Below are 17,717 nucleotides of genomic sequence, written 5' to 3'. Positions count from 1 at the left end.
AAAAAATATTGTATTTTTGCAACCTAAAATTTAGCAGAGAAATACCATTACTATTTCGAAAGCAAAACTTTAATTTTTTTAAAAAATTGTATTATGAAAAAAGGAATTCACCCAGAAAATTATAGACTTGTTGTTTTCAAAGATATGAGTAACGACGAGGTATTTGTAGGAAAATCTACTGCTGACACTAAAGACACTATCGAGCACGAAGGTGTAGAGTACCCATTGATCAAAATGGAAATCTCTTCTAGCTCTCACCCTTTCTACACAGGAAAGACTAAATTAGTTGATACTGCAGGTAGAGTAGACAAGTTCATGAATAAATACAAGAAATTCTCTAAGTAATTTTTTGTTTTAAAAATATTTAAAGTCTTCCAAATTTTGGGAGACTTTTTTTATGGTTAAATTTTTTCACAATTAAAATTTCCGTAGCCAAAATTAATCTCAGGATTTGTATTTTTGCTCTGAGTAGAAATTAGATAATAAAGCCGTGAAACTTCAAGCTTTTAAATATCTAACGTCTAACATCTAACAACTAACATCTAAAAAAATGCAACTCGTATTCTCCGATGCACAATATTGGGAAGATTTTCTTCCACTTACTTTTACCCGTCCTGTAGCAGAAATGCGATGCGGAATTTTAACCTTCTCTGAAAGGTGGCAGAAAATTTTAGAAAATACAGACGTTTCTTTTTTCACCGAAAATTATCTTCAGGGTAAATTTAAAAATCCCGAAGATGTAGAAAGTCTTTTTCTGGTAACTAATTTTTTACCGACCCACACCATTGTTCAGCAGATAAAAGATTTACAGTTGGGCGAAGCTTTGGTGTATGAAGATGAGCTCATTGCTGCAAGAATCAATATGAAAGGTTTTTCTCTGAATCAGATTGAGAAAATGACCGATATCAAAGAAGAACTTATTTTCTTTAAAAAACCGACTGATCTTTTTACCTATAATGATAAAGCCATCGATTTTGACTTTGAATTATTGACCCAGGGGAAAACTTCTCAGGAATTGTCTTCCACCAACGGATTTTTAGGTGATAAAAAAGATCTGTTCATTGAAGAAGGAGCTCAGGTAGAATTTTCTACCATCAATACCAAAACCGGTAAAATCTATATCGGGAAAAATGCAGAAGTGATGGAAGGCTGTAATCTGCGGGGCCCGATAGCGTTGTGTGAAGAGTCTAAATTTAATTTAGGCGCAAAAATTTACGGTGCAACCACTGTTGGACCTCATTCTAAAGTGGGTGGCGAAGTGAATAACATTATCATTTTCGGATATTCTAATAAAGGTCATGACGGTTTTATAGGAAATTCTGTGATCGGCGAATGGTGTAATCTGGGTGCAGATACCAATTCTTCTAATCTTAAAAATAATTACGCCAGTGTAAAACTTTGGAATTACAGAACCAAACATTTTGAAGATACAGGATTGCAATTTGCCGGTCTGATTATGGGAGATCATTCTAAAACCGCAATCAACACGCAGTTAAATACAGGAACAGTGATTGGTGTAGCTTCCAATATTTTCAGAGAAGGATTTCCGCCGAATCTTATTGAAAGCTTTTCTTGGGGCGGATTTAAAGATGATGAAAGATTTAAATTAGACAAAGCCTACGAAGTTGCCGAGAAAGTGATGGCAAGAAGAAAACTGCCGCTGACAGACGATGACAAGGCAATTTTAAAACATATTTTCGACGAATATTAGCGCGTATTATAATGAAACTTCAAACTTTTTTGAAGTTTTTTTGTTTTGGATGTAATATATTTCAGTTTTTAGATGTCTTACTTATAGAAACAAACTTATGACCCAAGAGACTTTCAAGAATACGGTTTTCATTCTCAAAGATGAGATGTATCGTTTTGCGAAAAGATTTGTCATGAGCAGTGATGAGGCAGAAGATGTGGTGCAGGATTTAATGATCAAGTTTTGGCAGAAGAAAGATGAGCTGGAGCAGTTTGGAAATTTTAAATCTTACGCATTGAAATCTGTGAAAAATGAATGCCTCAACCGTTTGAAACACCACGACGTGCAGTTGGGTTTTGCAGATCTGCAGCTTCACCGGTCGGAACTCTACAGTATGGATGTGAACAATCTGAAGGAACAGATCATTGGTTTTATCAATCAGCTTCCTGAGAAGCAGAAAATGGTCATCCATTTGAAAGATGTAGAAGAGTATGATGTGTCTGAAATTTCCACCATGCTGGAAATGGAAGAAAATGCAGTAAGAGTGAATCTTATGCGGGCAAGACAAAAAGTAAAAGAACAAATCTCACAACTGATGAGCTATGAACAACGATCAATATCAGGATAAATATACAGAAGTCTTCAAAGACTTAAAAGAAGAAAAAATGAACTGGGATTTTGAAGATTTTCTTCAGAAAGCAGAGAATAGTGCCAGTGATGAAGCTGACATTATTCCGATAAGCAAAGCCAAACCTTCATTTCCAAAATGGTTTTGGATGGCTGCGAGTATAATTTTGCTTGTCAGTGCCGGATTTATTTTTAACCTTGATCAAAACGGAAATGTTGAAGATCAGGCGCAATTGGTTGAAAATGAAATTCAAAAGCAAAAATCTGATTTCATTAAAGAAAATCACGAGCATCAGACTCAGGTTGCTGTACTGAGCAGCGACTCAATTTCGGGTGAGAAAAAAGATTCGATCTTTCAGGAAGTTTCTTTGGCTGAAGTGGATGTTTTAGATAAAATTCTCTCAAAGAAAAGCAGAATTAAAAAGGAAACCAAACCAAGATATGTCAACAATACCGGAGTTCAAAATATTAAAGATTCCACCGGTTACCGAGATTCTTATGTTATCGTAAATGGTAAAAGAATCGATAATGTAGAAGAGGCAATCAACGTTACAAAATATTCCTTTCAGGTTGTGGCCAACAACATGAATCAGGCTTTGGCTCAACCCAAAGTAATGGACAATGTAGAATACTAACAGAAATCAATTATAGATTACGCAACTGATCAGGCGCTTGTAGTCAACTAAATTTAAATTAAAGTCATGAAAAAAATATTCATCATATTCGCGCTCGCTTTTTCACATTTTTTCGATGTGTACGGGCAGAAAGAAAAACTGGATCAGCTATTCGATAAGTATCAGGAAGTTGAAGGTGTTACCTCTATCAAAATTGCCAAGCCTATGTTTGGAATGCTCAGCAATCTGAATATTGCAGATTCTGAACTGGATCAGATTAAACCTCTGCTTGCAAAAATCGACGGATTAAAAGTTCTGATTACAGAAAGTCCTGAAGACGGAAAATCTTCAAATAATCTCAATCAGCTGAATAAAGAAATTACGTCTTACCTCAAAAACATGAATTACAGCGAGATGATGTCTGTGAAAAATGGGGACAGCAAAGTTAAATTTCTTTCTTCCGAAGCCAAAAACGGAATTCTTGAAGATATTCTTTTAAGAATAGACAGCGGGAACGGCGAGAATATTCTGGTGATGCTGGATGGAAAACTTTCAATGGATGACGTCAACAAAATTATAAATTCCGGAGAAACTCAAACGGGCTCTTCAACCACAACAACCGTAAAAAACAGTTTTAATGCTGACAGTGATTCGTCTTATCTAAATGGTGAAAACAGAAATGTGGGTAACTTCTCAGGAATAGAAGTAAGCACAGGAGTAAATGTTGTTTTCAAACAGGAAAATGCAACCAGTGTGAAAGTTTATGCAGATTCTGATAAACTCCAGAATATCATTACAAAAGTGGAGAATGGCGTTTTAAAGATCTACATCGATAATAAGGGCGCCAAGAAGATGAAATTTAAAAATTTAAGCGTCAATATTTCTTCTCCAAATATGAATAATATCAAGACTTCGTCAGGTTCTATTTTCAATGTTGTGAATTCTATTAGAGAAAATAATGTGAAAATTGATGCTTCGTCAGGATCGAATGTTGCCGGAAAGTTTATAGTAAACAATACCATCGACTTTGGGGTTAGCTCAGGTTCTACTGTCAAGGCAAGCATTACTTCAGGCAAAATTATGGTTAAAAGTTCCAGCGGTTCAAGTGTCAGCTTAGAAGGAAATTCAGATTTAGGGATGATTGATGTGAGCAGTGGAGCAGCTGTAAAAGCGGAAAGTTTAAGAATCAATAACGCAGAAGTGGAATCTACATCAGGAAGCAGTGTTTCTGTAAATGTAACAGATAAGATGAGAGTGAAAGCCTCTTCAGGAGGTTCGGTAAGATACAGAGGAAATCCTAAAATTGATTCTGATGTGAGTAAAACGTCAGGGGGAAGTCTTTCATCTATCAATTAATTAAAACAGAAGCCATGAAAATCCTAAAAATTGTAGTAATAGCCATCTTTGCCCTTTCTTTCATGCAGTCTTGCGTAGTTTCGAAAAAACCGAATATGGAATTCTTTTCGAATGCAGATTATGATTATCAGGGAGCCAGATTCGTGAGTTTTAATGTTCCGCTGTTTCTTGCGAAGCCTTACATCAAAAGAGCACTGAAAGAAGATGGAGAAAGCGAAGCGGTATATGATCTCGTAAAGAAAGTGTCTAAAATAAAAATTATGACCGTCGAAAACGGAAACAAAAAAATGCTCAATGATTATTCCAATTATTTAAACAACAATAATTACGAAGACTGGGCAACCATTAAACATGACGGCAATAACGTTAATGTAAGAGTGAAGCAGAAAGGCGAGTCTATCAAAAATATGCTGATTACCGTAAACTCAGATAAAGAACTGGTCTTCGTAGATGTTAAAGGAAGTTTCACTGCTGATGACATTTCAATGATGATTAATAATGTTTCAGATAAATAATTCATATTAACTTATTTTTATATTGTGGAAGGTCGCAATCTTTTAGATTGCGGCCTTTTTTAATATAAAATATTGATTATTAAGTTTTATTTAAACTATTAAAAAGCATTTTCGTATCTCGCTAAAAAGCCTTAATTTTGCAAGAAAGTAAAGATGTCTATTCATAACAAAATTGTAGAGACAGCCATCACTTTCGATGACGTTCTTCTCGTACCTTCTTATTCAGAAGTTTTACCTAATCAGGTTTCTTTAAAATCAAGACTTACCGATAAAATCACGCTTAATGTTCCGATAGTTTCCGCTGCAATGGATACGGTTACGGAAGGCGAACTGGCTATTGCTTTGGCAAGAGTTGGTGGTTTAGGTTTCATACACAAGAACATGACGATTGCTGAGCAGGCTGCACAGGTAAACCGTGTAAAGCGTTCAGAAAACGGAATGATCTCTGATCCTGTGACTCTTACAAAAGATCATACTTTGGCTCAGGCTAAAGAAACAATGGCTAAATATAAAATTTCTGGTCTACCGGTGGTAGATCCGGATAATGTTTTAATTGGAATTATTACCAACAGAGACGTGAAATATCAGGAAAATCTTGATATGAAAGTCGAAGAAATCATGACCAAAGAGCATTTGATTACTTCTGACAAGAGCACAAACCTGGAAAAGGCTAAAGAAATTCTTCTTAAAAACAGAGTTGAAAAACTTCCAATTGTAGATAAAGATTATAAGCTGGTAGGTTTAATTACTATTAAAGATATCGATAATCAGTTAGAATATCCAAACGCAAACAAAGACGAAAACGGGCGCTTACTGGTAGGTGCCGGAGTTGGAGTAGGTGAAGATACAATGGATAGAATTGCTGCTTTGGTGAAAGCTGGAGTAGATATTATTGCTATCGATTCTGCCCACGGACATTCTAAAGGAGTTTTGGATAAAATTTCAGAAATCAGAAAAGCATATCCGGATCTGGATTTGGTAGGTGGAAATATCGTAACCGCTGAAGCAGCAAAAGATTTGATCAAAGCTGGAGCTAACGTGCTTAAAGTAGGTGTTGGTCCCGGTTCTATCTGTACGACAAGAGTTGTTGCCGGTGTCGGTGTTCCTCAGTTGTCAGCAATTTACAATGTTTACGAATATGCTAAATCTAAAAATGTAGCCGTAATCGCTGATGGAGGTGTTAAACTTTCAGGAGATATAGTAAAAGCGATCGCAAGTGGAGCAGGAGCTGTAATGGTAGGTTCACTTTTAGCAGGAACTGATGAATCTCCAGGAGAAGAAATTATCTATCAGGGAAGAAAGTTTAAAGCGTATCAGGGAATGGGAAGTCTTTCGGCAATGAAGAGAGGTGGAAAAGAGAGATATTTCCAGAGTGAGGCTAAGAAATTCGTGCCTGAAGGTATTGAAGGTCGAGTTCCGCACAAAGGGAAGTTAGAAGATGTAATTTTCCAATTGACCGGAGGTCTTAGAGCAGGAATGGGTTACTGTGGAGCAAAAGATATTGAAGCTCTACAGAAAGACACCAAAATGGTAATGATCACAGGAAGCGGATTGAAAGAATCTCATCCACATGACGTTATCATTACTTCAGAAGCTCCGAATTATTCTTTATAATTAATCGTCATACATAAATAAAAAAACTCACAGATTTTTCTGTGAGTTTTTTATTTCGTTTAAATGGATCTTTATTCTGACAGCAAAGAAGAAAGAGATTCTTCAGTTCCGTCATAGCCTTCCCACTTTTCACCATTGACAAAAAATGATGGAGTACCATTAACACCGCTTCTCACGCCGCCTTCGAAATCTTCTTCAATTTTATTCTGCAGTTCTGCACTTTCGATATCGTTTTTTACAGCATCAGGGTCAAGTCCGACTGCTTCCACAAGTTGCGCCAGCGTTTCCTCACTTAAATCTGCGTGGCTCTGAAAAATCTGATCGTGCATCTCCCAGAATTTACCCTGTTTTGCAGATGCTTCTGCTGTTGCAGCGGCGGCCATTGCATTTGGATGAGCATCTTTTAGAGGGAAGTTTCTGAAAACAAAAGCTACCTCTTTTCTGTTTTCATCTACAAATTTTTTAACGATCGGAAATGCATCTCCGCAGTGTGAGCATTCGTAATCTCCATATTCTACAAGAACTATTTTTGCGGTATTGGGATCACCTACTATATGATCATTTTCACTTACTGGTATGGTTAAAGACATAATATTTATTGATTTTTTGTTAATGTTTCTAATGCTTCGATGATTCCGTCTGCTCCCGGATTAATTCCATCTGGAGACAGATAACTCCATTGGATAATTCCTTCCGTATCAATGACAAATAAAGCTCTCTGTGAAGTCCCGTTTTCTTCATTGTATACTCCGTAAGCTTTTGAAACTTCGCCTTTCGGATTGAAATCTGCTAAGAGAGGATAATGTAGTTTTCTGTCTGAACTGAAAGCGTCGTGACACCAGGAGCTGTCAACAGAGATTCCAACAATATCCGCACTGTATTTATGGAAAATACTCAGCATTTCATTATACAGGACGACCTGGTCTCCGCATACGGGACTCCAGTCTGCAGGATAAAAAACTAAAATTAAATTTTTCCCTGAAAAATCTGAACGTTTCAGTTTCTGATCAGGAGTTGCGTTAAGTTCAAAGTCGGGAGCTGAGGTTCCTTTTTCTAGTATCATAATAATATTTTGTGGTGGTTTATATTGATTCAGGATATTTTTCTGAATTTAAATTTTCTCTTAATAACAGCATTTAAAAACTGCCCTTTAGATTTTGCTGCCCTGAATTTATCAAAGATTCCCTGTGGAACTTTTAAGTAATCATAAATCGAGCCTGACTGATATATAATTCTTAATATTTCAGTTTCAGGAATGTAGAAATAATGATTGACGACACTCGAAGGCATGCATGACTGGATACAAAAAATATTCCCTTTGCAGTATTTAACATAAATTTAAAACCGACTATATATAAAAAAACCTTTCAGTAAAACTGAAAGGCCTGTAGTGAAATTATTTTTTTAGATTTTCTTTAAAATCATCAATCCTGAAATCGGTGAGAAAGTTTCCTTTTTCTATCTTTTCTTTTGAATACAGTCTGAAATCATTTTCAGTTTTTTCTAAAAGATAATCATAAGGCCCTACCTGTGAAATTAATTTAACCAAAACCGGAGAAATCTCAAGACAGATAAAAAGTCCCATAATAAAAGCAGCTGCGGTCGCGATAATTGCTGAATTTTTCCCCAGCTCATCCAATGCCTGAAGTCTGGCAGCAAAACCGTTAAATTTATCCTCAATCGTTTCTGTTGATTTTCTTTCGGTTTCTAAATTGGTGTAAACTTTCGAAATTTCCTTATCTAAATATTCCAGTCGCGGAGCTGCCTGCTTCTGATAATTTTCCAGATCAACTCTTCGCTGTTCTTTCAGTTCCTGTTTTCTTTTGGCATTAGAGCCGAAGCCCTCTTTACCACTCGTAAGTCCGGTTTTTGTACCGAGAATTTCTTTTTCAAGTTCTACAGCAGCAGAGTCATAAGATTTTTGATACTGTGCGATTTTATCAGAGATCTGTTTTTTTTCGGTGTCAAAAGGCCCGCTCTGCTGAAGAATTCTTCCGCTCATTTCACCCTGAAGCTGTTTTTTATTTCTTTGAATGATGGTATTCAATTGCTTGTTGACTTCCTTTTCAAAAATTTTCAGCTCCAATGGTTTAGAGATAATGATTCCTAAAAATGTTGCTAAGATCAATCTGGGAATCGACATCAAAATCTGATTCCACCATGTTCCTGTTTTTTTTATCGACGAAACAATGTATCGGTCAAGATTAAAGATCATTAAGCCCCACAAAATTGCAAATCCCACCGAGATCCAGATATCATCGAAAATCGTAAACATTGCGTAGCCTGCCGAAAGGGTTGCAAAAATTGCGGTAAATAATACAATTCCACCGATTCCGGAAAATTTATTCCACTCGCTGGGCGTTTTTCTGAGGATGTGAATGTTTCCTCCAGAGCAGATCATCAGGAATTTTTGAAACCAATTTATTGAATGACTGTTCTGATTTATAGTTTGTTGAATGTTTTTCATTATTGAAAATTTATACAAAATTAGTATAAAAAATCATACCAATGTTACAAATAGTAATATGTTTTACCAAGTAATCATCATCGAGCAAGCAATCTATTGAATTTCAATGTTTTATTTATAATGGGTGAAATTTATTTTAACCGATCAGGATTTTGCTTTAGAAAGCTCTCCCAACCTGTGTAAGATTTTGTATCAGCAATAGTTCCGGAGTTGAAATGGTGACAGACTGCGACAGCCAGTCCATCAGATGCATCCAAATATTTCGTAGGAAATTCTTTAAGATTTAAAAGGTTTTTCAGCATTCCCGCAACCTGCTCTTTGCTGGCATTTCCGTTTCCGGTAATGGCCATCTTTATTTTTTTTGGAGAATATTCTGTGATAGGTATATTCCGGTGGAGACTTGCTGCCATCGCAACACCCTGGGCACGTCCTAGTTTCAGCATCGACTGTACATTTTTACCAAAAAATGGAGCTTCCAAAGCAACCTCATCTGGATGAAATTCATCGATTAAGGCTAAGGTTTTGTCGAAAATATATTTCAGTTTTGTTTCGTGATTGGGATATTTTTTTAAAATTAATTCATGAATGGAAATCATTTCCATCTTTCCCTTTTTTACCGAAATAAGTCCGAAACCCATAATGGCAGTTCCTGGGTCAATACCTAAAATTATTTTCTCTGTTGAAATCATCGCATCAAAGATAAGTGTTTCTGCATTTTCAGTGAAAGTATTATTGTAATCTTTACATATAAATTTATCGGTGTTCAAGCATTTTTTCAGCGATCGAAATCCATTTTCCGTCATGGCGTAGAAGTGAAATCCTGTCAACGATAAATTTAGTTTTAAATTCTTTTTCTTGATAGATTCCCCAGGCTTTAAATAATTTTCCCAGCTCAAATCTCTGTATCCTACGGTTATGTGAGGGTTGAAGGAATATTCTGTAAAACTAAATTTTTCTTTTACTCTCAAATGCAGATCTTTCAAATGTTCATTTTCTTCTGGTTTTATAAACAGAACCGGATTTTTAGGATTCGGAAAACTTCCGAAACCGTTCAGGGTAATCTCAAATGGAGAAACGTTGGTGTCGATTTTATGAAAGGCCGCCAGAATATCACTTTCTAAATCTACAGTTCTGTTGAACGGAGGAAATAAAGTAATGTGTGCATCATTTTTTAAAGCTTTAGAATTATTAAAGTTTAAAGCTAAATCTTCTTTATAGATCTTTACCTTATCGATAATTTCCTGCGGTGGATAGATGGCTATGAAATACATTTTTTTCATACCGTAAAAATAAGTTTTTAAAAATTATTCAATAAAAATTGATACATAAGAAAATTATACATAGATTTGTTATGTATAAAATTACGAATTGAAAAAAAACAGTCTTTATAAAGGAACTTTGCAGAACATCATTTTGAAATTACTTTCAAAAGAGGTGAAGATGTATGGTTACCAAATGACCCAGCGGGCAAAGGAATTGACAGAGGGGGAGCTGGAAATGACAGAAGGCGCTCTGTATCCTTTGTTGCACAAATTGGAAGGTGACGGTTTGATTATCTCTGAAATTCAAAAAATAAACGGCAGGGACCGCAAATATTATCTTTTGACTGAGAAAGGGATGAAACAGCAAGCCGATCAGGAAGCCGAAATGAAATCTTATTTATTCAATCTAAATACCATTTTCAATATATGATGAACAAGTTTCAGGAGCAGGAAGTAAAAGATTTCCTGCGAAGAAAAAATCTCAGCACTGTTATTTTAAACGAAGTCTATGATCATTTTGTAATCCAAATTTCAGAACTGGTGCAAGAAAACTTCAGTTTTCAGGAAGCATTTCTTAAAACAAAAGTTTCCTGGCAACATGAGCTGGAAATGGTGAATGCTGATGTTTATCATTCAAAAAAATTGCGAGAATTGAAAAGACGGTTTTGCAATCCAGGTTCAGTAACATCATTTTTTCATCAATATGTCTTTCTCTGATTGGCTTAGCTGCATTTTTATTTTTCAATGATTATTTCTACATCATGCAAATCAGTTTAGGTGTTGTCTCATTATTCATGCTTTTATACAATTTTGCATTCAGAAAAATGAAGTTCAGAGAATACATTGAATTGACTTTTCATCCTTTGATTTTGAAAAACCTGATTTTAGGATGTATGTTATTTTTAGTGGTAGGTTATTTTACCCAAGGTGAACTTTTTGGGGATTTTGAAATCATTAAAGTTTTTAGCATCTACACTGGATTCGTCCAAATTCAACTGCTGTATTTCAGAAGTAAAAAAGTAAATGTCTTAATCTAAATAGTTTAAAAATGATTACCTCAGCAGAAGAGAAGCAGATTGACGAATATCTGATTTTGAATAAACTTCCATTAGATATTTTACTGGAAGTTCGTGATCATATGATTTCCCAGATTTCAGATCTTCAAATTTATGAAAATCTAAGTTTTGATCAGGCTTTTTTTAAAACTAAAATTGCTTGGGAACCTGAATTTAAAATGACAACATATTCTGCTTTTTCTCTTGAGCATATACCTGCTATTTTCAAAAAAATTGTAAAAGCAAATTATCGAAAAATCTTTAAAAAAGCAATCTCCATTGCTGCGATTTCTTTTGTTTTAAATTTGCTACTGATTTACATTTCTCCAAATGAAGAAACTTTCAAGTTGTTTTTTAAAATTCAGAATGCTTTTTTCATTGCTGTACCTGTTTTCTTTATACTAAGCAATTACAAAATTTGGAAATACTTTAAAAAAGATTTTAAGTACAGAGGAAAAATATTTTACTCAATGTACCAACAGAATTTAGGACTTATAATTGTCAGTATTACGACAATGATTCAGGGAGTAAACGGTAATGGTAAAGCATATACTTATTTATTTTTAAAAGAAGGAAATAGTGGTCTTACACCTTTTTTTATTATGCTGTTTGTTCCTTTGCTGCTGCAAACGCTAGTAGTTTTTGCAATTATCAATTTCCTTGAGCATAAAAAGTCTTTACAGAAAATTCAGAACTTCATCAAAGTTTCAGAAGCTGATTGATTTAGTTGAAAGAAACATTCTCCATCATATCCGTAAAATTCTTGATCTCACGATGAGGTTTGAACGTATTGCTTTTCCCTTTTTCTTCATCGGCAATATTTGATAAAATAATCACTGAAGTTTTGGTTTCAGGATAATAAATATTGAGCGAAGGCGATCCTTTAATGTAACCGCTGTGAAAATACGCCAAAGGTTTTCCTGTATTCATCATAATTCCGTAACCGTAACCCATTTTCCCGAAAATCGGATGTTGTCTTTCGGCGCTTTTGTTTAAGAATTTTTTTAAAGTTTCCGGTTGTATCACTTTTCCTGAGTAGAGAGAATTGTTCCAAAGATGAAGATCATCGATTGTTGAGAGAATTCCGCCAGCAGCGGTTCCGATTTCTTTATTACCTAATCTTTTGGGCATGTTGGCGATTTTTTCAAAATTTTTCTCATTCCCCAAATAAGCTCCTGCAAAATTTTCTCCTTCAAAAAGATTTCCCGTGGAAGAGTTTTTCATTCCGATTTTTTTGAATAAATCTATCACATTCTCATCATAAGATTTCCGCGAAACCTGTTCAATGATTTTTCCTAAAGCATTAAAGCCGTCATTGGAATAATTAAAACCTGATCCACTTTTAAATAATAGTTTTTCACCAAAATTATTCAGTCCGGAAGTGTGATTCAGAAGTTGATGAATGGTGATGTTGCCGTAATCTTTAGTCTGAAATTCTTTTAAGTATTTTGAAACCTTATCCTCCAGATTTAATTTTCCTTCTTCCATTTTCAATAAAATCAGGACAGCAGTAAACTGTTTGCTGACAGATCCTATGGCAAAAACGGTTTGGTGGTCTATTTCTTTTTTATTTTTAAAATCAGAGAAACCGTTATTTTTTCTAAAAATTTCTACAGAATCTTTAAAGACGGCCACGCTGCCATTAAACGTGTATTTTGAAAATACAGAATCGAGCTGAAGAGTGTAAAGTTTTTTTTGATAAACCGCAACAGCAGAATCGGCGATGGCTTTTTTATCAATTGGAGCTACTTCTTGAGGTTTTTGACAGGAGAGAATTAAGATGAACAGTGTTGATAGAAGGAAGGATTTTTTCAGCATTTAGTTTGTTTTGCTAAAAATATAAAAAAAATTAATATTCTGAAAAATCAATTATTCTGGAATCAAATCACTAAACCAAAAGACATATTCTCCGTCTTCATCATTCTCTGACGATTTTGGTTTAAGATACGTCTTCATAACTGTTTCACCGATTTCAAATGCAATTGGCTTATTAAAAATCGGACCATCAAAAGTGAAAGTGTGAAACTCTCCATTTTCGCCACACGGATCAACGTTTTCAGGTAAGCCTTTCAGGAAGTTCTTATCAATAATTCTTCCGGCAAAACTTTTATCGAGATAGGTTTCATTGACGCAGGTGACAATCGTTTTAAAGCCCAAATTTAAAAATTCATGGATGAGTTTGCCAGTGTTCTGTTTCCATAATGGAAAGACGGCTTCTATTCCGATCTTTTCCAGTTGTTTCTCGCGATACTCTTTTAAATCTTCCAGAAAAATATCTCCAAAAACAGAATGGGTAATGCCTTGAGATTTGATCTCCTTCATGGTTTTAGACATAATTTTCTGATATTCTTCCATTGACGGTTCTCTGGGTATTTCCATTTTAATTAAAGGAAATCCTAAACTCTCGGCTTGTTTTTCTAATAATGAAACAGATACACCATGCATCGAAATTCTTTGAAACTCCTGATTGATACTTGTTAAGAGAGAGGTAATTTCAAAATGATCTTCTTTTAAAATTTTGTATAAGGCAAGAGCAGAATCTTTTCCGCTGCTCCAGTTGAAGATGGATTTGGGTTTCATGTCGCAATATTAATATTAAATTATGATATGAAAAAGTTGCAGTCCGAGGTATTTTAAATATCTCATTAATTAAAAAAATCATCAGCAAGGTGAAATATCTATTTGTGACATTAAAAAATTTTATAAATTTAAAACCTTAAAATAATTACATGAAAAATTTTTTATTGGGTACTGCTGTCCTCTTTTTTACCGGCAGTATCAATCCTGTATTTTCCCAAAAAACTGAAACTCCCAAATTTGTAAGCAACACTGAAGGTATTAAAGAATACACGCTCAGTAACGGCATGAAAGTTCTCTTAATTCCTGATGCCTCACAGAGTAACATGATTGTAAATATTGTTTACAATGTTGGTTCTAAACATGAAGGATACGGAGAAAAAGGAATGGCGCACTTACTCGAGCATATGCTGTTTAAAAGTACCAAAAAATTAGGTGATATTAAAAAGCAGTTATCTGATAAAGGTGGAAATGCCAATGGTACGACGTGGTACGACAGAACCAATTACTATGAAATCTTCCCATCCAGCGATGAAAACTTGAAGTGGTCTTTGGAAATGGAAGCTGACCGAATGGTCAATGCAACGATTTTACAAACCGATTTGGATAAAGAATTTTCTGTTGTAAGAAATGAATTCGAAATTGGAGAAAACAATCCGGGTAGTGTTTTGATGGAACGTATCGTTTCGACAGCATATTTATGGCATAACTACGGAAACAGTACCATCGGTAGCAAAGAAGATATCGAAAGAGTAAAAGCACCAACGTTGAGAAAGTTTTACGAGAAATTTTATCAGCCGGATAATGCTACTTTGATAGTTGCCGGAAAATTTGATGAGAAACAGGCGCTTAATTATGTTACACAATATTTCTCAGTTATTCCAAAACCGGCGAGAGTGCTCGATCAGCCTTATACTGTAGAGCCGGCTCAGGATGGTGAGCGTTTTGTGGAATTAAAGCGTTCCGGAGAAAGTAAAATTGTAGGTGCTCTGTATCACACAGCTCCTTACGCAGATAAAGATTATGCAGCTCTGGATGCTCTATCAGAGATTCTTACCTCAGATCCTTCAGGATATTTATATAAAGCGATGATTGATTCCCGCAAAGCTGCGTCTGTTTATTCTTATCAGCCTACGGTGAGAGATGCTGCGTTTATGTATTTTGGACTGGAAGTGCCTGCTGATAAAGATATTAAAGCTGTACAGAATGATTTCAGAACAGAGCTCAGTAAAATCACTGCAATAAAATACACTGCTCAGGATGTTGAAAGAGCAAAAGCTAAAATCCTGAAACAGATTGAAAACACGAAAAATAATACGATTAATTTAGCAATCAGTTTAACTGAGATTGTAGGTGCCGGAAATTACAAATTATCAATGCTTTACCGTGATAATATAGAGAAATTAACGCTAGCCGATGTTCAAAGAGTTTCTGATAAATATTTTAAAGACAATAACAGAACAATCGGAATTTTCATCCCAACGAAAGATGAGGTGAGAGTCAAAAATCTGGAATATTCTGACGAACAAATTGCAGCACTTACAAAAGATTATAAAGGTAAGGCTCTTGAAAAAGAAGTTGCACCTTTTGAATCAAGCATAAAAAATCTTAAAGCTAATCTTACGGAAGGTAAATTAAGCAACGGGATGAAATATGGTATTGTTAAAAAAGAAATAAAAGGCGGAAAAGTAGTTGGAAGCTTCAGGTTTCCGGTAAGTAATGCTAATGATTTAAAAGGCAAATCTCACGTCGGTTCTCTGATGGCACAGGTTATGAAAACCGGAACAAAATCGCATACGAAGGAGCAGATTCAGGATATGCTTGACCAATGGAAATCGAATGTGAGTTTCGGATTCGGCGGGCAGACTTTATACGTTAACGTCAGCACTTACAAAGAAAATTTACCTAAAGTAATGGGATTAGTTAAAGAAATCCTTACTGAATCTAATTTCCCGGAAGCTGAACTGGCAAAAACGGTAAATGAATACAATACCTATCTTGAAAGTTCATTGAACGATCCACAGTCCATTGCCTTTACCGAAATCGAAAAAATGACGGAAGCTTATCCTAAAGAAAGCATCTACTACACATCTTCTACTCAAGAACAGATTGACAACAACAAAAAAGTGAAGAGAGAAGATCTTGTAGATTTCTACAATAAAATTTTGGGAAGCAATAACGGAGTGGGAAGTATGGTCGGAGATTTAGATGTAAAAACCGCTTCAGCGATGCTTGAACAAACCTTTGGTAAATGGAATTCAAAATCGAAATATGAATATGTAAAACCTGAACTTTTTGCAACAAAAAAACAGGATAAAGATTTTATAACACCGGATAAGGAGAACGCCGCTGCCGTAGGAAAGATAAGCTTCACAATGGATACAAAAAGTCCTGATTATCCTGCCCTTCTAATTGCGAACGAAATGTTGGGTAGCGGAGGATTTTTAACTTCAAGAATTCCTACAAGACTACGTGAAAAGGAAGGAATCAGTTACGGAGCCGGTTCTTACATGAGCGTACCGGTAATCAATGATGTGGCATCCTGGGGTTGGTATTCATTTTTTAACCCGACAAAGAAAAGTGACGTCAACAACGCTTTGAAAGAGGAAGTAAACAAGGCGGTGAAAGAAGGTTTCACGGAAGATGAATTCAAGTCTAATCTAAACTCTTGGCTGACTTCCAGAAAAACCAATTTGGGTACCGACGGATCTTTAATGACATTGGTTAACCAGCAATTGCAATATGGAGTTCCTTTGGAAGATTATGATGCTTTGGAAACAAAAGTAAAAGCATTAAAAGTCGGTCAGGTGAACGAAGTGTTGAAAAGATACATCAGTGAAGATAAGATGACTTCAGTTTTTGCGGGAGATTTTAATAAAAAATAATTTCCTAGTAATAATATAAACAAGAGTCGGCGCAAAATAAATTTTTGCGCCGACCTTTTTTTGTTGCTTGAGATATTTAAAAATAAAATACTTACTGAGCCTCCGACATTTCAGCTTCGAACTGCACCATCGCTGCTTTCGTACTTCCTTCATCTGTGCCTTTCTGCCATTCTTTTTCAGCTTTTACTTTGTCGCCTATACTATAATAATAACTTCCTAAAACGGTATGGCCTTCCACCTCACCCATGCTGATGATTTTCTGTCCCAGTTTGATGATTTCAGGATTGAGTTTGGGCTTTTTCGTTTTGCTTGTTAAGACAGCACCCATTCCGCCAACGTCTTCCATCACCATTAAACCGAATTTCTCCATACAGGCTTTGGTAAGTCCTTTACTGCACAGATCATTAATGGTTTTGGTGTAATTTCCCATAGCACTTTCATCAAAAAGTCTTCCCAAATCATTGCTTTTCTTTCTGGTTTTTTGGTAATATTCATAGAGAAGTTGCGCATTTTTCTTAGCCAAAGCATCATCTTTCCTGTTATTTTCAGCAATACTGTCTTTCTTCAAATCCCATTTGGTGTTTTTCACCCAATCAGAAATCCCGTTCAGACGATTTTTATTCATTTTAAAAATAAAGATATCTTTGTCCGGAAAGACGATCACAGAATCATTTTTTACAAAATAGTCGCCCTTTCCATATCCTGCAATATCTACTTTTCCATTACCGTCAAAAGCAAAATAAGAATACAGAGATTCTGAGGAATTGGTCATAAAATAACCCTGAAGATTGTTGTCAGCTTCCTGCGCATTAAAAAGTCCACTGAAAATAATTCCAAAAAGGAATAAAAAATATTTCATCATTTTAATTGTTTTTATGTGAGCGTAAAAGTAAGAAAAAACCTCAAAGAAATTTCCTTGAGGTTTGATTTATGATTTTAAAAATTTAGTATTAAAACCGCCAGTCCTGCTACGGACTTACATATTTCTTCTATACTTCCCACCCACTTCAAACAAAGCGTTGGTAATCGGCGCAAGTGAGCAGTATTTCACGGCA

At 35.3% G+C, this 17,717-nt stretch carries 20 protein-coding genes and 1 pseudogene; 12 read left to right on the top strand and 9 right to left on the bottom strand.

What is annotated here, in order from left to right; genetic code table 11:
• Positions 1-93: 93 nt before the first annotated feature.
• From OMO38_RS15330 to guaB, 7 genes are all read left to right on the top strand, one after another.
• A complete protein-coding gene (locus OMO38_RS15330) occupies positions 94-345 on the top strand; it encodes a type B 50S ribosomal protein L31 (RefSeq protein ID WP_047445187.1) in 252 nt (83 codons plus the stop codon).
• A 205-nt stretch (positions 346-550) separates the two neighbouring features.
• On the top strand, positions 551-1,711 hold the full coding sequence (locus tag OMO38_RS15325; protein ID WP_264751061.1) for a GlmU family protein: 1,161 nt from the start codon (positions 551-553) through the stop codon (positions 1,709-1,711).
• A gap of 97 nt (positions 1,712-1,808) precedes the next feature.
• Positions 1,809-2,318, top strand: coding sequence for an RNA polymerase sigma factor (locus OMO38_RS15320; RefSeq protein WP_264751060.1), 510 nt, complete (start codon positions 1,809-1,811; stop codon positions 2,316-2,318).
• Positions 2,293-2,952 carry a hypothetical protein gene (locus tag OMO38_RS15315; protein WP_264751059.1) on the top strand — a complete coding sequence of 220 codons (660 nt, stop codon included), beginning with the start codon at positions 2,293-2,295 and terminating at the stop codon, positions 2,950-2,952. The genes OMO38_RS15320 and OMO38_RS15315 overlap by 26 nt, the downstream gene beginning before the upstream one ends.
• 66 nt (positions 2,953-3,018) lie before the next feature.
• Positions 3,019-4,287: a DUF4252 domain-containing protein gene (locus OMO38_RS15310; protein WP_264751058.1), complete on the top strand. Its 1,269-nt coding sequence runs from the start codon at positions 3,019-3,021 to the stop codon at positions 4,285-4,287.
• Positions 4,288-4,301: 14 nt separating this feature from the next.
• A complete protein-coding gene (locus OMO38_RS15305; protein ID WP_264751057.1) occupies positions 4,302-4,802 on the top strand; it encodes a DUF4252 domain-containing protein in 501 nt (166 codons plus the stop codon).
• 153 nt (positions 4,803-4,955) lie between these two features.
• Positions 4,956-6,416, top strand: coding sequence for an IMP dehydrogenase (gene guaB, locus OMO38_RS15300; protein ID WP_264751056.1), 1,461 nt, complete (start codon positions 4,956-4,958; stop codon positions 6,414-6,416).
• 71 nt (positions 6,417-6,487) lie between these two features.
• Here guaB and OMO38_RS15295 read toward each other — a convergent pair whose 3' ends face one another.
• The 6 genes and pseudogenes from OMO38_RS15295 to OMO38_RS15270 form a co-directional block, all read right to left on the bottom strand.
• The gene (locus OMO38_RS15295) at positions 6,488-7,006 is read right to left on the bottom strand and encodes a DsbA family protein (RefSeq protein ID WP_264751055.1); all 519 of its coding nucleotides are present in this window, start codon (positions 7,004-7,006) and stop codon (positions 6,488-6,490) included.
• A 5-nt stretch (positions 7,007-7,011) separates the two neighbouring features.
• Positions 7,012-7,479, bottom strand: coding sequence for a redoxin domain-containing protein (locus OMO38_RS15290; RefSeq protein ID WP_264751054.1), 468 nt, complete (start codon positions 7,477-7,479; stop codon positions 7,012-7,014).
• Positions 7,480-7,508: 29 nt separating this feature from the next.
• Positions 7,509-7,706 (bottom strand): KTSC domain-containing protein, encoded by a 198-nt coding sequence (locus OMO38_RS15285; RefSeq protein ID WP_264751053.1) that lies wholly within the window; start codon positions 7,704-7,706, stop codon positions 7,509-7,511.
• Between the two features lie 106 nt (positions 7,707-7,812).
• Positions 7,813-8,883 carry a DUF4407 domain-containing protein gene (locus tag OMO38_RS15280; RefSeq protein WP_264751052.1) on the bottom strand — a complete coding sequence of 357 codons (1,071 nt, stop codon included), beginning with the start codon at positions 8,881-8,883 and terminating at the stop codon, positions 7,813-7,815.
• A gap of 131 nt (positions 8,884-9,014) precedes the next feature.
• Complete coding sequence (ruvC, locus tag OMO38_RS15275; protein WP_264751076.1) at positions 9,015-9,569, bottom strand: crossover junction endodeoxyribonuclease RuvC; 555 nt, start codon at positions 9,567-9,569, stop codon at positions 9,015-9,017.
• 255 nt (positions 9,570-9,824) lie between these two features.
• Positions 9,825-10,154 (bottom strand): annotated as a pseudogene (locus OMO38_RS15270) (2'-5' RNA ligase family protein); the annotation flags it as partial.
• A gap of 97 nt (positions 10,155-10,251) precedes the next feature.
• Between OMO38_RS15270 and OMO38_RS15265 the strand changes: the two are divergent.
• From OMO38_RS15265 to OMO38_RS15250, 4 genes are read left to right on the top strand one after another with little or no spacing between them, the layout of a single operon-like run.
• The gene (locus OMO38_RS15265; RefSeq protein WP_264751051.1) at positions 10,252-10,575 is read left to right on the top strand and encodes a PadR family transcriptional regulator; all 324 of its coding nucleotides are present in this window, start codon (positions 10,252-10,254) and stop codon (positions 10,573-10,575) included.
• Positions 10,572-10,862 (top strand): hypothetical protein, encoded by a 291-nt coding sequence (locus OMO38_RS15260; protein WP_264751050.1) that lies wholly within the window; start codon positions 10,572-10,574, stop codon positions 10,860-10,862. The genes OMO38_RS15265 and OMO38_RS15260 overlap by 4 nt, the downstream gene beginning before the upstream one ends.
• A 44-nt stretch (positions 10,863-10,906) precedes the next feature.
• A complete protein-coding gene (locus OMO38_RS15255) occupies positions 10,907-11,182 on the top strand; it encodes a hypothetical protein (protein WP_264751049.1) in 276 nt (91 codons plus the stop codon).
• Positions 11,183-11,193: 11 nt separating this feature from the next.
• Positions 11,194-11,922, top strand: coding sequence for a hypothetical protein (locus OMO38_RS15250; RefSeq protein WP_264751048.1), 729 nt, complete (start codon positions 11,194-11,196; stop codon positions 11,920-11,922).
• 1 nt (position 11,923) lies between these two features.
• Here OMO38_RS15250 and OMO38_RS15245 read toward each other — a convergent pair whose 3' ends face one another.
• The gene (locus tag OMO38_RS15245) at positions 11,924-13,018 is read right to left on the bottom strand and encodes a serine hydrolase domain-containing protein (RefSeq protein WP_264751047.1); all 1,095 of its coding nucleotides are present in this window, start codon (positions 13,016-13,018) and stop codon (positions 11,924-11,926) included.
• Between the two features lie 51 nt (positions 13,019-13,069).
• Positions 13,070-13,780 carry a Dph6-related ATP pyrophosphatase gene (locus OMO38_RS15240; RefSeq protein ID WP_264751046.1) on the bottom strand — a complete coding sequence of 237 codons (711 nt, stop codon included), beginning with the start codon at positions 13,778-13,780 and terminating at the stop codon, positions 13,070-13,072.
• Positions 13,781-13,929: 149 nt separating this feature from the next.
• Between OMO38_RS15240 and OMO38_RS15235 the strand changes: the two genes are divergently transcribed.
• Positions 13,930-16,662, top strand: a complete 2,733-nt coding sequence (locus OMO38_RS15235) for a M16 family metallopeptidase (RefSeq protein WP_264751045.1) — start codon at positions 13,930-13,932, stop codon at positions 16,660-16,662.
• Between the two features lie 91 nt (positions 16,663-16,753).
• On the opposite strand, the gene OMO38_RS15230 is transcribed toward OMO38_RS15235, so the two are convergent.
• Complete coding sequence (locus OMO38_RS15230) at positions 16,754-17,524, bottom strand: hypothetical protein (RefSeq protein ID WP_264751044.1); 771 nt, start codon at positions 17,522-17,524, stop codon at positions 16,754-16,756.
• Positions 17,525-17,717 lie beyond the last annotated feature (193 nt).

The organism is Chryseobacterium kimseyorum, assembly GCF_025971945.1.
Lineage (GTDB): Bacteria > Bacteroidota > Bacteroidia > Flavobacteriales > Weeksellaceae > Chryseobacterium > Chryseobacterium kimseyorum.
This window is presented reverse-complemented; position numbering and strand designations above follow the sequence as displayed.

Excerpts from the sequence above, each read along its gene's own strand:
- OMO38_RS15330 (WP_047445187.1), top strand. The coding sequence starts at position 94 with ATGAAAAAAGGAATTCACCCAGAAAATTATAGACTTGTTGTTTTCAAA.
- OMO38_RS15325 (WP_264751061.1), top strand. The coding sequence starts at position 551 with ATGCAACTCGTATTCTCCGATGCACAATATTGGGAAGATTTTCTTCCA.
- OMO38_RS15320 (WP_264751060.1), top strand. The coding sequence starts at position 1,809 with ATGACCCAAGAGACTTTCAAGAATACGGTTTTCATTCTCAAAGATGAG.
- OMO38_RS15315 (WP_264751059.1), top strand. The coding sequence starts at position 2,293 with ATGAACAACGATCAATATCAGGATAAATATACAGAAGTCTTCAAAGAC.
- OMO38_RS15310 (WP_264751058.1), top strand. The coding sequence starts at position 3,019 with ATGAAAAAAATATTCATCATATTCGCGCTCGCTTTTTCACATTTTTTC.
- OMO38_RS15305 (WP_264751057.1), top strand. The coding sequence starts at position 4,302 with ATGAAAATCCTAAAAATTGTAGTAATAGCCATCTTTGCCCTTTCTTTC.
- guaB (WP_264751056.1), top strand. The coding sequence starts at position 4,956 with ATGTCTATTCATAACAAAATTGTAGAGACAGCCATCACTTTCGATGAC.
- OMO38_RS15295 (WP_264751055.1), bottom strand. The coding sequence starts at position 7,006 with ATGTCTTTAACCATACCAGTAAGTGAAAATGATCATATAGTAGGTGAT.
- OMO38_RS15290 (WP_264751054.1), bottom strand. The coding sequence starts at position 7,479 with ATGATACTAGAAAAAGGAACCTCAGCTCCCGACTTTGAACTTAACGCA.
- OMO38_RS15285 (WP_264751053.1), bottom strand. The coding sequence starts at position 7,706 with ATGCCTTCGAGTGTCGTCAATCATTATTTCTACATTCCTGAAACTGAA.
- OMO38_RS15280 (WP_264751052.1), bottom strand. The coding sequence starts at position 8,883 with ATGAAAAACATTCAACAAACTATAAATCAGAACAGTCATTCAATAAAT.
- OMO38_RS15260 (WP_264751050.1), top strand. The coding sequence starts at position 10,572 with ATGATGAACAAGTTTCAGGAGCAGGAAGTAAAAGATTTCCTGCGAAGA.
- OMO38_RS15255 (WP_264751049.1), top strand. The coding sequence starts at position 10,907 with ATGCAAATCAGTTTAGGTGTTGTCTCATTATTCATGCTTTTATACAAT.
- OMO38_RS15250 (WP_264751048.1), top strand. The coding sequence starts at position 11,194 with ATGATTACCTCAGCAGAAGAGAAGCAGATTGACGAATATCTGATTTTG.
- OMO38_RS15245 (WP_264751047.1), bottom strand. The coding sequence starts at position 13,018 with ATGCTGAAAAAATCCTTCCTTCTATCAACACTGTTCATCTTAATTCTC.
- OMO38_RS15240 (WP_264751046.1), bottom strand. The coding sequence starts at position 13,780 with ATGAAACCCAAATCCATCTTCAACTGGAGCAGCGGAAAAGATTCTGCT.
- OMO38_RS15235 (WP_264751045.1), top strand. The coding sequence starts at position 13,930 with ATGAAAAATTTTTTATTGGGTACTGCTGTCCTCTTTTTTACCGGCAGT.
- OMO38_RS15230 (WP_264751044.1), bottom strand. The coding sequence starts at position 17,524 with ATGATGAAATATTTTTTATTCCTTTTTGGAATTATTTTCAGTGGACTT.